Annotated in this window: 13 protein-coding genes; 5 read left to right on the top strand and 8 right to left on the bottom strand. The window is 62.9% G+C overall.

Annotated elements, in window-relative coordinates; genetic code table 11:
* Positions 1–16: 16 nt before the first annotated feature.
* The 3 genes from AC3WLP_RS17025 to AC3WLP_RS17015 form a co-directional block, all read right to left on the bottom strand.
* A complete protein-coding gene (locus tag AC3WLP_RS17025; protein WP_088513406.1) occupies positions 17–1,375 on the bottom strand; it encodes a TolC family outer membrane protein in 1,359 nt (452 codons plus the stop codon).
* A gap of 311 nt (positions 1,376–1,686) precedes the next feature.
* Complete coding sequence (locus AC3WLP_RS17020) at positions 1,687–2,052, bottom strand: YbaN family protein (protein WP_003254578.1); 366 nt, start codon at positions 2,050–2,052, stop codon at positions 1,687–1,689.
* Between the two features lie 7 nt (positions 2,053–2,059).
* Positions 2,060–2,647 (bottom strand): YecA/YgfB family protein, encoded by a 588-nt coding sequence (locus AC3WLP_RS17015; RefSeq protein ID WP_010955200.1) that lies wholly within the window; start codon positions 2,645–2,647, stop codon positions 2,060–2,062.
* A gap of 243 nt (positions 2,648–2,890) precedes the next feature.
* On the opposite strand from AC3WLP_RS17015, the gene recQ reads away from it, so the two are divergent.
* Together recQ and AC3WLP_RS17005 are read left to right on the top strand one after the other, a co-directional pair.
* A complete protein-coding gene (gene recQ / locus AC3WLP_RS17010) occupies positions 2,891–5,038 on the top strand; it encodes a DNA helicase RecQ (RefSeq protein WP_088513405.1) in 2,148 nt (715 codons plus the stop codon).
* Positions 5,039–5,189: 151 nt separating this feature from the next.
* Positions 5,190–5,627, top strand: coding sequence for a MarR family transcriptional regulator (locus AC3WLP_RS17005; RefSeq protein WP_003254575.1), 438 nt, complete (start codon positions 5,190–5,192; stop codon positions 5,625–5,627).
* 33 nt (positions 5,628–5,660) lie between these two features.
* Here AC3WLP_RS17005 and AC3WLP_RS17000 read toward each other — a convergent pair whose 3' ends face one another.
* Positions 5,661–7,847, bottom strand: coding sequence for a patatin-like phospholipase family protein (locus AC3WLP_RS17000; RefSeq protein WP_012051561.1), 2,187 nt, complete (start codon positions 7,845–7,847; stop codon positions 5,661–5,663).
* A 67-nt stretch (positions 7,848–7,914) separates the two neighbouring features.
* Between AC3WLP_RS17000 and AC3WLP_RS16995 the strand changes: the two genes are divergently transcribed.
* Positions 7,915–8,196: an Rdx family protein gene (locus AC3WLP_RS16995; protein ID WP_012051562.1), complete on the top strand. Its 282-nt coding sequence runs from the start codon at positions 7,915–7,917 to the stop codon at positions 8,194–8,196.
* On the opposite strand, the gene AC3WLP_RS16990 is transcribed toward AC3WLP_RS16995, so the two are convergent.
* Both AC3WLP_RS16990 and AC3WLP_RS16985 read right to left on the bottom strand, forming a co-directional pair.
* Positions 8,197–9,087 (bottom strand): DMT family transporter, encoded by an 891-nt coding sequence (locus AC3WLP_RS16990; RefSeq protein ID WP_012051563.1) that lies wholly within the window; start codon positions 9,085–9,087, stop codon positions 8,197–8,199.
* Positions 9,088–9,307: 220 nt separating this feature from the next.
* A complete protein-coding gene (locus AC3WLP_RS16985; protein WP_003254568.1) occupies positions 9,308–10,075 on the bottom strand; it encodes a helix-turn-helix transcriptional regulator in 768 nt (255 codons plus the stop codon).
* A 127-nt stretch (positions 10,076–10,202) separates the two neighbouring features.
* Between AC3WLP_RS16985 and AC3WLP_RS16980 the strand changes: the two genes are divergently transcribed.
* Positions 10,203–11,000, top strand: coding sequence for a UDP-2,3-diacylglucosamine diphosphatase (locus tag AC3WLP_RS16980; protein ID WP_003254566.1), 798 nt, complete (start codon positions 10,203–10,205; stop codon positions 10,998–11,000).
* Between the two features lie 38 nt (positions 11,001–11,038).
* Here the strand turns inward: AC3WLP_RS16980 and AC3WLP_RS16975 are convergent, their stop codons facing one another.
* Positions 11,039–11,350: an Mpo1-like protein gene (locus AC3WLP_RS16975; RefSeq protein ID WP_003254563.1), complete on the bottom strand. Its 312-nt coding sequence runs from the start codon at positions 11,348–11,350 to the stop codon at positions 11,039–11,041.
* Positions 11,351–11,503: 153 nt separating this feature from the next.
* On the opposite strand from AC3WLP_RS16975, the gene AC3WLP_RS16970 reads away from it, so the two are divergent.
* On the top strand, positions 11,504–12,565 hold the full coding sequence (locus AC3WLP_RS16970; protein ID WP_003254561.1) for an AraC family transcriptional regulator: 1,062 nt from the start codon (positions 11,504–11,506) through the stop codon (positions 12,563–12,565).
* Here the strand turns inward: AC3WLP_RS16970 and AC3WLP_RS16965 are convergent.
* Positions 12,522–13,976 carry a TrkH family potassium uptake protein gene (locus tag AC3WLP_RS16965; RefSeq protein WP_004576878.1) on the bottom strand — a complete coding sequence of 485 codons (1,455 nt, stop codon included), beginning with the start codon at positions 13,974–13,976 and terminating at the stop codon, positions 12,522–12,524. The genes AC3WLP_RS16970 and AC3WLP_RS16965 overlap by 44 nt on opposite strands.
* Positions 13,977–13,998: the final 22 nt, after the last annotated feature.

Raw genomic sequence — 13,998 nt, 5'->3', positions numbered from 1 at the left:
GCTACCTAAAGCCCGCTCAACGCATCTCAGGCAGACGCGCCTCGGTGCGGACTTCGGTGGTCGCCAGCGCCTCTGGTGGCAACGAAATATGCTGTTTGCTCAGCAATTCACCCATGGTCGCCAGTACGCGGTAGCGCGAGAACTCTTCGGTATAACGCACCTCGGTGTAGCGACGGTCTGCGTTGTACAGCTCGTTCTCACTGTCGAGGACGTCCAGCAGGGTGCGCTGGCCCAGGCCGAACTGGTCCTGGTAGGCCGCGCGCACACGTTTGGTGGTCTCGGCGTATTCACGCGCGGTTGGCAGCTGCTTGCTGGCGTTGTTCATGGCGTTCCACGCCAGGCTCAGGTTTTCGGTCAACTCACGCAGGGCGTTGTTGCGAATGTCCAGTGCCTGGTTGATCTTGTGCGCGTCGGACTGCAGGCGAGCCTTGTCGCTGCCACCGCGGAACAGGTTGTAGTTCATCTCCACGCCAGCTTGCCAGTCGTTGTTGTTGTGGCCTTTCTCGCCACCGGTGTTGTTGTTGGCACCGGTTGCCAGAATGGCGTCGAAGCGTGGGTAGAAGGTCGACTTGCCCACTTCGTACTGTTTCTCGGCGGCGTTGACGTCAGCCTGGGCAGACTTGATGTACGGGTTGTTCTGACGCATGCCATCGCGGGCTTCGTCGAGGGTGCCAGGCACCTCGCCCTTGATGCTTTGCGGGCTTTCCAGCTCGTCCGGGGCACGGCCGATCACGCTGAAGAAGTTGGCCTCGGCATCGGCCAGGTCGACTTCGGCGGTGTCCAGGTTGTTTTCCGCCAGGGCGCGACGTGCGCGGGACTGGTCGAGGTCGGCGGTGCTGCCGACGCCGCGCTCGTTGCGCAGGCCAATCTGGTCGTTGACGCGCAGGTGAGCTTGCAGGTTGTTCTTGGCCAGGGTCACCAGTTCACGGCGTTTGAGCACTTCCAGGTAGACCTCGACTGCACGCAGGGCGACATCCTGGGCAACGGCCTGGGTGTAATAGGCGCGGGAGGTAGAGACCGCCTCGGTGCGGCCTACTTCATTCGCGGTGTTGAAGCCGTCGAAGATCATCTGCCGCAGGCGCAGTTCGGACTGGGTGTAGTTGAGGGTTTCCTTGTTGTGGTTTCCCTCGGCGCGGGTAGTGGCGTTGTCCGAGCGCTGGCGACCGTAGCCGGCAACCAGGTCCACGGAAGGGTAGTAGCCACCACGCGCGAACTTCACGTCTTCATCGGCCGACAGCTTGCTGTTACGGTTGGAGCTGACTTGTGGGTGGTAGTCCACGGCGCTTTGGACAGCCTCGGTAATCGACATCGCCTGTACGTTGGCACTCGCCAGGGCCAACAGTAAAGCACTGGTGATGGGGTTCAAAACGCGCATGGTACATCTCCCTGATCCTGGAATTGATCCTGCTGTTCGCCAAAAAAATGACGATAAACGTATCGCGTATAGTGTTGCAGGTTTTTAACAACACAGCTAAGTACATTCAACGCGATAGATAAGAAGATTTATTCATATCAAATTGCCATATAAGATCTTTGTTGTCTAATAAGATCGCATTCAAGGGCACGGAATGATGGGGGGAAATACCTTGAAACCCCATGGATACAAGGTCTATACGCGGTTCCAGAACTAATTCGGATAAAGAAGGTGTTGATTAGGCGAAAGCGATATTTGGCGACAAAATATTGTCACTTTGGCTTGTGCAGGGTTTTCAGCCTGAGCAGGTACAGGGTAACCAGTACGGCACTGGTCAGCATGAAGGTGCGCGCCCAGAACAGCGGGACCAGGTAGCACGAAAGGCCAATGCTGGCCCACATCAGGCCGATGGCGTAGACCTTGCCCTTGAGAGGGATGCCTTCACCACTGAGGTAGTCACGGATCCATGGCCCCAGCTTGGGATGATGGACCAGCCAGTGATGGAAGCGCGGCGAGCTGCGGGCAAAGCAGGCCGCCGCCAAAAGCAGGAATGGGGTGGTGGGCAATACCGGCAGGAATATCCCCAGCACCCCCAGCGCGACGCTGAGCCAGCCAGTGGCCAGCAGCAGGTAGCGCACAGCTTGCTCAGTGGTGGCGTGGCTTGAGCAGCGCCGGTTTTTCGTCAGGGGCGTGCAGCAGCAGGAACAGTGCGCTGAGTGCCTCAGGGATCTGCACGATCATGTCATCCTGCAGGTTGGCGTTGCTGGCGATATCGGCGAACTCTGGCTGTTCGTCAAACAACCCCGAACCCACCATGATCGGCAGCAGCATTTCGCTGACTTCTTCCTCGGCGTTTTCGAACCACGCCTCTTCCCGCAGGAACACGCCTTCCATGAAGCCGATGCACCAGCCGCGCAGGTCGGAATCGTCCGGCTCATCGGTCAGGTCGAGGTCGCAGGGCAGGTCGAACTCTTCGTCGCTGGCCAGCTGGCGGGCAATGTGCGCCTTGAGCGCCACCAGGGTGGCCTCGATCTCGGTGCGCTGGGCTTCGCTGGCGTAGTGCGGCTCCTCGGCGAACAGGGCGTCGATCCACTCGCGCTCGGGCACGTCCTCGGCGTTGATCGAAAGAGCGGTGAGGTAGCCGTGTGCGGCGACATAGTCCAGCGCTTCTTCGTGCAGCTCGTCGGCGTCGAGGAAGGCTTGCAGGCGGGTCAGTTGCTCGGCGAAGGACATTACAGGGCTACCTTGGGGAATAAACGATAACGAATTCTAGCACCTTGCAGCGGCAGCGGGGCAAAGGGAACGTCTATCGCCGCGGTGCATGTGCAGCGCGGTGCTGCGGTATACTCCGCGATTTTTCATCCAGGGGCAGGTTTTAACGGCTGCCTGGCAAAAACCGCTTACGCATTTGGCGTGTGCGGGGCGGGTTTTTCGTCCAGCCTTTATCCAGGATGGTACGGCGATTTGGAGTTGCACATGCTCGAACAGGCTCAGCGCGTTCTCAAGGACATCTTCGGCTACGACAGTTTCCGTGGGCGCCAGGCAGCGATCATCGAATGCGTGGCCAATGGCGGCGATGCCTTGGTACTGATGCCCACCGGTGGCGGCAAATCGCTGTGTTTCCAGGTGCCGGGGCTGCTGCGCCCGGGCTTGACGGTGGTGGTATCGCCACTGATCGCGCTGATGGACGACCAGGTCGCCACCCTTGATGAGCTGGGTGTGTCTGCGGCCGCCCTGAACTCTACCCTGACAGCGGAGCAGCAGCGTGAACTGGCCGGGCGCCTGCGCCGTGGTGAAGTCAAGATGCTGTACCTGGCGCCGGAACGCCTGGTGCAGCCGCGCATGCTCGACTTCCTGCGCGATCTGGACATCTCGCTGTTCGCCATTGACGAGGCCCACTGCGTTTCGCAATGGGGTCACGATTTCCGCCCCGAGTACCTGCAGCTGGGTCAGCTGGCCGAACTGTTTCCGCATGTGCCGCGCATTGCGCTTACCGCTACGGCCGACATGCGAACCCGCGAGGAGATCGTTCAGCGCCTGCACCTGCAGGGCGCCGAGCGCTTCCTGTCGAGTTTCGACCGGCCCAACATCTTCTACCGCATCGTGCCCAAGGAGGCACCGCGCAAGCAGTTGATGGCCTTTCTCGGCGAGCGTCGTGGCAACGCTGGCATCGTCTACTGCCTGTCGCGCAAGAAGGTCGACGAAACCGCCGCCTTCCTCTGCAGTCAGGGGTTCCCTGCGCTGCCGTATCACGCCGGCCTGGCCGCCGAGACACGTGCGGCCAACCAGCACCGCTTTCTCAACGAGGAAGGGCTGATCATGGTCGCTACGATTGCTTTCGGCATGGGTATCGACAAGCCCAACGTGCGCTTCGTTGCTCACCTCGACCTGCCCAAATCGCTTGAGGCCTACTACCAGGAAACCGGCCGTGCCGGCCGTGACGGCCTGCCCTCCGACGCCTGGATGGCCTACGGGCTGCAGGACATGGTGATGCTCAAGCAGATGCTGCAGAACTCCGAAGGCGACGAGCGCCACAAGCGCATCGAGCAGCACAAGCTGGACGCCATGCTGGCGCTGTGCGAAGAAACGCGCTGCCGCCGCCAGTCGCTGCTGGCCTACTTCGACGAAACCCTCGAACAACCGTGCGGGCACTGCGACAACTGTGTCGACAACGTCCAGACCTGGGACGCCACCGAGCCGGCCCGCCAGGCGCTGTCGGCGGTGTTCCGCACCGGCCAGCGCTATGGTGTTGGCCACCTGGTCGATGTGCTGTTGGGCAAGGACACCGAGAAGGTGCGCAATTTCGGCCACGAGAAGCTGTCGGTATTCGGCGTTGGCAAAGGCTTGGCCGAGGTCGAGTGGCGTTCACTGTTCCGTCAGCTGGTGGCGCGCGGCCTGGTCGATATCGACCTGGAAGGCTACGGCGGTCTGCGCCTGTCCGACAGCTGCCGGCCGCTGCTGCGCGGCGAGGTGACCTTGCAACTGCGCCGAGATCTCAAACCGCAGACCACAGCCAAAACCTCGTCGTCCAGCGGCGGCAGCCCGGCCAGCCAGCTGGTGCGTGCCGAAGAGCGCGATCTGTGGGAAGCGCTGCGTACCCTGCGCCGCAAGCTGGCCGAAGAACACAGTGTGCCACCCTACGTCATCTTCCCCGACTCGACACTGCTGGAGATGCTGCGCAGCCAGCCGGTCAGCCTCAGCGACATGGCCCAGGTCAGCGGTGTGGGGGCGCGCAAGTTGGAGCGCTACGGGCAGGCGTTCCTCGAAGTGCTGAACAGCAGCGGTGGCACCGACGAGGCACCGAAAGTGGTGCTCGACCTGCGTCACGAACTGGTCAGCCTGGCCCGTGCCGGCATGACCCCGGCGCAGATCGCCGGGCAGCTCAACTGCAGCGAGAAGAATGTGTATAGCCTGCTGGCCGAGGCGCTGGGCCGCCAGGAGCTGAGTCTGGACCAGGCCATCGACTTGCCGGAAGACCTGATGATGGAGGTGCAGGACGCCTTTCTTGATGGCGAGGGTGAGCTGCCACCGGTGTCGGCCATTGCCCCGCAGTTCGGGGCGCGGGTGCCGGAGGGCGTACTTTATTGCGTGCGCGCAGCGCTGGCGGCGGAATTCGAATTGTAAACGCATGCAGGATCGAAGGCAGAAGCGCCATCTGCTGACCTTTGTCATGCTTTTTGACGATTATCGAACGCGTAACTATGGCCGAGCCTTGCCTCGTGGGGCAGGGCATGGTTAGCTGCCTAATAATTAGATCTACTCCAATGAGTTCCTTATGCCCCTGAACGACAACCAACACCGCTTTGGCATGCAACTGGCCCAGATGTCCCGAGGTTGGCGTGCCGAGCTGGACCGCCGCCTGGCCGGGCTCAACCTGTCCCAGGCGCGCTGGCTGGTGTTGCTGCACCTGGCGCGCTTCGAAGACGCCCCGACCCAGCGTGAGCTGGCCCAGAGCGTAGGTGTCGAGGGCCCGACCCTGGCGCGTCTGCTCGACAGCCTGGAAGCGCAAGGGCTGGTGCGCCGGCAGGCGGTGCTGGAGGATCGGCGGGCGAAGAAGATTGTGCTGTGCCCGCCGGCCAAGCCGTTGATCGATCAGATCGAGACCATCGCCAACCAGCTGCGGGTAGAGCTGTTTACCGGCGTGGACGAGGCGGACTTGCAGGTCTGCATGCGCGTGCATGCCAAGATCCTGGCCAATCTCGAAAAGTCCTGAGCTCCCCCCATTGTTGCAGGTGCAGTGCAAGCCTCAGAAGGTGTGCCCAAGGTTCAGGTACACCGCCTGCTCATGCGCACTGTTGGCGCCGTAGCTGAAGTTTAGCGGCCCTAGAGGCGTCTCCAGCCCCAGGAAGATGCTCGCCGCATTGATGTACCCACTGTCGAATTCGTTGTCATTGTTCCACGCCCGCCCTCGCTCCAGCGAGCCGCCGATGTACAGCGGGAAGTCCAGCGGCACATAGGCCCGTGGCGTCAGCCGGCGGTAATAGACCATGCGCAGCAGGCTCACGTTCTGCCCCGATACCGAGTCCTGGCGGAAGCCTGACAGCTCTCGCGCCCCGCCCATCACAAAGCTCGACGTCACCACTTCGGTGTCGTCCAGCGTGCGCCCGTAGCGCCCACCCAGTACGAACGTGTTCGGCCCGCTGCTGATGGCCTTGTCCAGGGTGAACAGCCACTGCCGGTAATCCTGGTCGGAGTCCAGCGACTTGTCGTATTTGCGCAAGGTGAGGCCGATATCCTCGCCATGGTGCGGGAAGTACACGTTATCGAGGGTGTCGAACGAGTACTTCAGCTCGTAGAAACCTTCGTTGAAACTGACTTTGGGCAGGTCCTGGTCGCCGATGCGCACCTCGGCTTCGCCCCAGGCCTTGCCCACGCCCAGGCGCACTTCACCGCTGTTGCCGATCTGCCGGCCTACGTTCAGGCCAAAGCCATAGCGCTCCAGGCGATACTCGGCGACCGGGTCGTTGTCCAGGGTGGCTTCGATGTTCTGCGAGCCCAGGTCCAGGTACGGCGCAATGAAGTAGCGTGAGCCCACATCCAGGGGTTGGTAGAACTCACTGTACAGCGCTTGCTGGTCACCGATCTGGCCGCGGGTCAGCCATTCGGCGCCAAGGCTGTTGATGCCGTTGACCCGGTAGCTGGCGCCCAGGTTGAAAGCGCTGTCGCCGCGCAGGTCATCGGACAGGTTCAGGCCCAGGCGCAGGTAGTCGGTGCCGCCGCGTCGGCCCCGGGCGTTGATCACCAGGGTATTGTCGTTGCCCTTGTGCACCACGCGGTACTGCACCCTGTCGAAGTAGTCCAGGCCATACAGCGTACCCATGTCGGTCTGCAGGCGGCCCAGTTCCAGCGGCGCGTCGATTGGCTGGCGGATGTACGAGCGGATTACATCATCGCTGACCTTGGAGTCGTTTTCGATCCGGATTGCGGTGATTACCGGCGTGCGCTGGCGCGGCGAGCGGGCCACGGCCAGGCTGGCATCGCCCTCGAGCTGGCGCAGGGTGGCCAGGCGTGGGTCAAGCAGGCGAGTGGCGCGGTAACCGGCGTCGATCATGTCGTGGGCACGGCCGAAGTCAGTCACGCCGAAGGCGGTCAGCGATGGCTGGATGAGGATGTCGTCGCGGTGCAGACTGGCCAGTTGTTCTTCGGAGTTGCGCCGGGTCATCAAAGTGATCGACTGATTCAGCACGTCGACCACCGTCAGTAATTGCTTGCGATCGCGCAGCGGGGTGCCGATGTCGACCACGATGGCCAGGTCCACGCCCATTTCGCGGGCCACATCCACCGGAATGTTGTCGACCATGCCGCCGTCCACCAGCAGGCGGCCGTCCAGTTCGACTGGGGCGAACACGGCGGGGATCGACATGCTGGCGCGGATTACCTGGGGCAGGTGACCCCGGCGGAACACGACTTTTTCGCCACTGGCGATGTCGGTGGCCACGGCGCGGAAGGGGATGGGCAGCTTGTCGAAGTCGCGGGTGTCGGCGGTATGCGCCAGTTTGCTTTCCAGTAGCAGTGACAAGTTCTGGCCCTGAATCACACCCAGCGGCAGGCCCATGCTGCCGTCGTCGCGAAAGCTGAGCTTCTGCTTGACCAGGAAGTCCCGGTCATCCTGCTTGCGCCGGAACGGCACATCCTTGCGCGGCGGGGCATCGGAGAGCGCCTGTTGCCAGTCAAGGGTGGTCGCGAGTTTTTCCAGCTCTTCGACACTGTAGCCCGAGGCGTACAGGCCGCCGACCACCGCGCCCATGCTGGTGCCGGCGATGGCGTCGATGCGCACACCCTGTTCCTCCAGTGCTTTGAGCACGCCGATGTGGGCCAGGCCACGGGCAGCACCGCCAGACAACACCAGGCCGACCTTGGGCCTGGCGGGTTCCGCAGCGATTGCCGTAAGCGAGGTGAGTGCGAGCAGAAAACAGAACAGCAGACGGCGCATCGTGACTCTCAAACCGTGGGCTAAAGACCGCTAGTATAAGCGGCCCCTTACCTGGAGATGTTTCACCATGGCTGACAACAAGCCGGAAATCGTCATCACCTATTGCACCCAGTGCCAGTGGCTGCTGCGTGCGGCCTGGCTGGCTCAGGAACTGCTCAGCACCTTTGCCGACGACCTTGGCCGGGTTGCTCTGGAGCCGGGCACCGGGGGTGTCTTCCGCATCACCTGCAATGACGTGCAGATCTGGGAGCGCAAGGCCGACGGCGGTTTCCCCGAGGCGAAGGCACTGAAGCAGCGGGTGCGCGACCTGGTCGACCCGCAGCGTGACCTTGGTCACAACGACCGCTGATCAGGCGCCCTCGGTCAGTGGCCGCTGCCTGGGCGGCTGCTCGGCAGCCAGGCGGCTGGACAGCACGATGGCGAAGATGATCAGCGCGCCGCCCAGCAGCATGCGCACGGTAGGTGTTTCGGCGAACACTGCCCAGGCCACGGCAATGCCGTAGACCGGCTCCATGCCGAACACGACCGCAGCGGTGCGCGCCTTGATCACTGCCAGGCTGGCGACGAACAGGCTGTGCGCCACCCCCGTGCAGAAAATGCCGAGCAGGGCGATCCACAGCCAGTCCAGGGTCGCAACGTCGGCCAGGCCGGGCGCCGCGAACGGTAGCAGGCACAGGCCCACCACCAGGTTTTGCCACAGTGCGGCCTGCACTGCAGGCAAACGTCCGGAGCCGGCCCGGTTGGTCAGTGACAGCAGCGAGAACAGCAGGCCCGAGAGCAGTGCCCAGAGCAGGCCGCCGGTGGCTTCGCTGGCCAGGTCGAATGCCGGTGTAACCAGTATCAGGCCAATGCTGACCAGCACGACCAAGACGGCTTCGTTACGGTGGATACGCTCGCGGAACAGCAGGCTTTCGAGGATCACCGTAAAGGCCGGGAAGCTGGCGAAGCCGAGGGTGGCGATGGCTACGCCGCCCACTTTGACGGCGATGAAGAAGCTGACCCAGTGGCCGGCCAGCAGCACACCGCCGAGCAGCAGGCGGCGCGTATCCTGGCTGCTCAGGCGTTGCCAGCCCGGGCCGGCCAGGCTGGCGAACAGGGCCAGGGCGAGTACGGCGAAGGCGGCGCGACCGAAGACGATGATCGCCGGGCTGGCGCTGGTGGCCAGTTTGCCGAAGACGCCGGTAAGGCCGAAGAACAGCGCGCCAATGTGCAGTGCGCCGAGGGCGGTGCGGTGGTTCATGATGGGTCCTTGATGAAGATCTCTACAGGCAGTGCCGGCCCTTTCGCGGGTAAACCCTTTCCTACAGGTTGTGCCAGCGCTTTCGCGGGTAAACCCGCTCCTACAGGTTTTGCACAACCTTCAGGCGGGGGCATCCTGTAGGAGCGGGTTTACCCGCGAAAGGGCCGGTAAAGGCAAAGTCTAAAGCCTCAGGCGAACACGTTCTGTCGCAAGACTGCTGTCAGTTATCGCCAGACTCTCGCCGCAAAGCCAAAGGTGTACACCCGAACGCCCGTAGCATCGCCGCTGAAAAGGCACTTTGCGAGCTATACCCCACCTGCGCCGCAATTTCGCCCATCGGCAGCACGGTCTGCACGATTAGCCGCCGCGCCTTGAGCAAACGCCGCTGGCGAATGTAGTCCATCGGCGTCATCCCGCACTCAGTGGTAAAGCGCGCATGCAGCCGGGCACTGGACAGCCCGGCGATGCGCGCCAGGTCAGCTACCTGCAGCGGGTAAGCCGCATGCTGCTCGATATGCGCATCGAAGGCGCTGTAGGGCAGGCGCTGGCTGGCGTGCACGCTGGCTGCCGCCGTGGCGTTGAGGCTGGCCAGCAGCAGTGCCGCGCCTTGACGGGCAATCAGCGGGTCGTGCACGGGGCTGGTCGCCAGCCAGTCCACCAGTTGCTGCTGGCGCTCATCCAGGCTCACGGCGGCGGGGCGGTCGAGCAGGCGGCGGCTGGCATCGGCATGCTCGCCCAGGTGCTCGCGCAGCCAAGGCTCCCCTGGCACATCAAGCACCAGGCAATCACTGCCGGCATCGCTGGCGCACGTGTGATGAGCACCCGCCGGGACCACGATCAGCCCCTGGCGATCGATGCCGGCGCCATGCCCCTGGACCTCGAACTCCAGGCGGCCGCGCAGGCCGAACACCAGTTGCGGGTGTTCGTGGCTGTGGGCGATCAGGCTGTCGCGGTAATGGCGCAGCGAGAGGATCGGGCCGGCGGTCATGGGGGCTTCCTCGCAGGGCAGGCGCCCATTGTGCCTCAATCCCTGCACGCCATCACTCGTCACTGTTTTGCCATGGCGCTGTCATGCACGCCTGCCAGTCTCCAGCAAACTGCGCCGGAGCCTGCCCATGAGCCATGCCGAACTGTCCCGCCCCTCGCGCAAGCAACGCGTGCGTACCCTGTGGATCTCCGACGTGCACCTGGGTACCCGCGACTGCCAGGCCGAACACCTGTCGCAATTCCTCAAGGGCTACCAGGCTGACCGCGTCTACCTGGTGGGCGATATCATCGATGGCTGGAAACTGCGCGGCGGGATCTATTGGCCGCAAGCTCACACCAACGTGATCCGCCGGCTGCTGACCATGAGCAAGCGCGGTACCGAGGTGATCTACGTCACCGGCAACCATGACGAATTCCTGCGCCGCTACTCAAAGTTGATTCTGGGCAACATTCAGCTGGTAGACGAGGCCGAGCACCTGACAGCCGATGGCCGCCGGCTGCTGGTGGTCCATGGCGATCAGTTCGATGTGATTACCCGTTACCACCGCTGGCTGGCGTTTCTGGGTGATCGCGCCTACGAATTCACCTTGGTGCTCAACCGCTGGCTCAACCACTGGCGAGCGCGCTATGGCTATGGTTACTGGTCGCTGTCGGCGTACCTCAAGCACAAGGTGAAAGGCGCGGTGAACTTCATCAGCGACTTCGAGAATGCCATTGCCCATGAATGCACCCGTCGTGGGTTTCATGGAGTGGTGTGCGGGCATATCCATCATGCCGAGATCCGCAAGGTGGGTGAGGTGGACTACCTCAACTGCGGGGACTGGGTGGAGTCGTGCACGGCCCTGATCGAGCATTGGGATGGCAGCGTCGAACTGTATCGGCTGGCCGAAGCGCAGGCCGTGGCGGCGTTGCGTGAGCCGGCTTAGGGGCCGAGGGCAGAGTGCCGCCAAGCGGCCTCGGACGCTTACAGCCTGAGCTTGCCCAGCAGGATATCCCGGAACATCACGAAATCCCCGGCCAGGCTGTACAGCGGATAGGTAAAGGTCGCTGGCCGATTCTTCTCGAAAAAGAAGTGCCCGACCCAGGCAAAGCCATAGCCGAACACCGGCACGGCCAGCAGCAGCAACCATTTGCCACTGCCAATGGTATAGGCCAGCAGCGCTATCACCAGGCTGGTGCCGACGAAGTGCAGGCGGCGGCAGGTGGGGTTGCTGTGCTCCCCCAGATAGTACGGATAGAACTCGGCAAAACTGCGAAACTGCGCTGTGCTGTTCATGGCAGTGCTCCGGGATTAATACTTCTGGACAAGATACACGGCGTGGAGCCTGATTCGAGTCTAGAGTGACTGACGGGGCCTACCAGTGACAATAGGCGCCAAATGAGTATCCTTGGGGTTCACCGCAGGAGCGGTTGGTAAAAGAAGCCTGTCATGAGCGAAAGAACAACGTCAGCCAGTTGGGCATCAGGGATCGTGAAGGCACTTGAACTGGAAGGGCTGGATTGCAGAGCCATGTTCAAGCAATTGGGGTTGGACTTTGCCGCCCTCGACGACCCCGATGCACGTTTTCCGCAAGACTCCATGACCCGCCTCTGGCTGCTGGCGGTGGAGCTGTCGGGCAATGAGGCCATCGGCCTGAACATGGCACGGGTGGTCCGCCCGGCGTCGTTCCATGTGGTGGGCTATGCGTTGATGTCCAGCCGCACCCTGGCCGAGGGCTTCGAGCGCCTGGTGCGCTACCAGCGCATCATCGCCGAAAGCTCCGACCTCAGTTTCGTCCTCGGTCCCGAGGGTTATTCGCTGATTCTGACCGTGCACGGTGACCACCTGCCGCCAACCCGGCACAGCGCCGAAGCGTCGCTGGCCTGTGCGCTGGCGCTGTGCAAATGGCTCAGTGGCCGGCCGGTCCAGCCGCGGCGGGTACTGGTGCAGGGGCCGCAGCCGAAGAATGTCGAGCCTTACAAGGTGGCGTTCCATTCGCCGCTGGTGTTCGGCGCCCCACATGATGCACTGGTGTTCGAGCGGGCCGACATGGAGGCGCCGCTGCCGACCGCGAACGAGGCCATGGCGGTGCTGCACGACCGGTTTGCCGGCGAGTACCTGGCACGCTTCTCCGAAAGCCGGGTTAGCCACCGCGTACGCCAGGTGTTGTGCCGCATCCTGCCGCAGGGTGAGCCCAAGCGCGAAACCCTGGCCCAGGCCCTGCACCTGTCGCAGCGCACCTTGCAACGGCGGCTGCAGGAGGAAGGCACCAGCTTCCAGACCTTGCTTGACGACACCCGCCGCGAACTGGCCGAACAATACCTGGCCCAGCCGGGCATGACCTTGCTGGAAACCGCCTACCTGCTGGGCTTTGCCGACCCCAGCAACTTTTATCGGGCGTTCCGCCGCTGGTTCGATGCCACGCCCAGCGAGTACCGCGCCCGCCTCGGCGCGGAAGGCGAAGTGCTCAGTGACGCCAGAACGCCGGCATGCACAACACCAACACCGTGATGATTTCCAGGCGACCCAGCAGCATGCCGGCCGCCAGAATCCATTTGGCCGCGTCAGGCAGCGTGGCGTAGTTGCCCGACGGGCCGATCACTTCACCCAGGCCTGGGCCTACACCCGAAACCGTGCCGGCGGCACCGGTCAGCGCAGTCATCCAGTCCACGCCCAGCAGCGACAGCAGCAGCGCCAAGACACAAATGGTGATGGCGAAGAAGAACGAGAACGTCAGGATCGAACGCACGATGTCTTCATCGAGGCGATGACCGTTGTATTTTTGCTTGATCACCGCGCGCGGGTGAATCAGCTGGTTGAGGCTGGCCTTCAGCAGGATGTAGGCCACCTGGAAGCGGAAAATCTTGATACCGCCGGCGGTCGAGCCAGAGCAGCCGCCAACGAAGCCCAGGTAGAAGAACAGCATCAGCGAGAAGTTGCCCCACAGGCTGTAGTCCCCCAGGGCGAAACCGGTGGTGGTGACCACAGAGGTCACATTCAGCGCCACGTGGCGCAGGGCGTCGAGCCAGTGCAGGTTGGTGCTGTACCAGTACCAGGTGCCCAGTACCAGCCAGGTGACCACCAGCATGCCCAGCAAGCCTTGTACCTGCTGGTCACGAATCAGCGCCTTGCGGTTGCCGCGCAGGGTGGCTACGTAAAGGGTGAACGGCAGGCTGCCCATGATCATCACCACCACCGCCACCCAGTGCACGGCCGGGATATCCCATTTTGCCAACGACTGGTCGGAGGTGGAGAACCCACCCGTAGAGATAGCCGACATGGCGTGGTTGATCGCATCGAACGGGCTCATGCCTGCCCACCAGAAGGCCAACGCACCAAGGATGGAGAAACCGACGTAAACCGCCACGATCGACTTGGCGACCATGTGCGAGCGCGGCATGACTTTTTCCGAGCGGTCGGACGATTCGGTCTGGAACAGGCGCATGCCGCCGATGCGCAGCAGCGGCAGGATCGCCACCGCCATGGCGATGAAACCGATACCGCCGAGCCAGTGCAGCATCGAGCGCCACATGAGGATGCCCGGTGACATGTTATCGAGCCCGCTGAGTACGGTAGCGCCAGTGGCGGTGATGCCTGACATGCTTTCGAAGAAGGCGTCGGTGTAGCTGATGTGCTGGGTCAGCAGGAACGGTAGCGCGGCGAATACGCACACCACCAGCCAGCTGCTGACGGTCAGCAGGTACATGTCGCGTGGGCGTAGGTGTACATGCTCCGGGCGCCCCTGCACCACCAGGGCCAGGCCGGCGATGAAGGTGATCAGGCTCGACCAGAGAAACGACGGCATGTCACCGGTGCGCTCGAAGATCACCAGGGTCGCCATGGGCACGGCCATGCCGACGGCCAGGGTAATCAGGAAGATGCCGATGATGAAACCAATGATCCTTAAGGTCGGCAACGCCATGTGATCTGCTCAGACTCGAAAC

The sequence above is a fragment of the Pseudomonas sp. FW305-E2 genome (assembly GCF_058782925.1).
The sequence above is the reverse complement of the archived record's forward strand: the minus strand, read 5'-3'. Positions and strand labels throughout refer to the sequence as shown.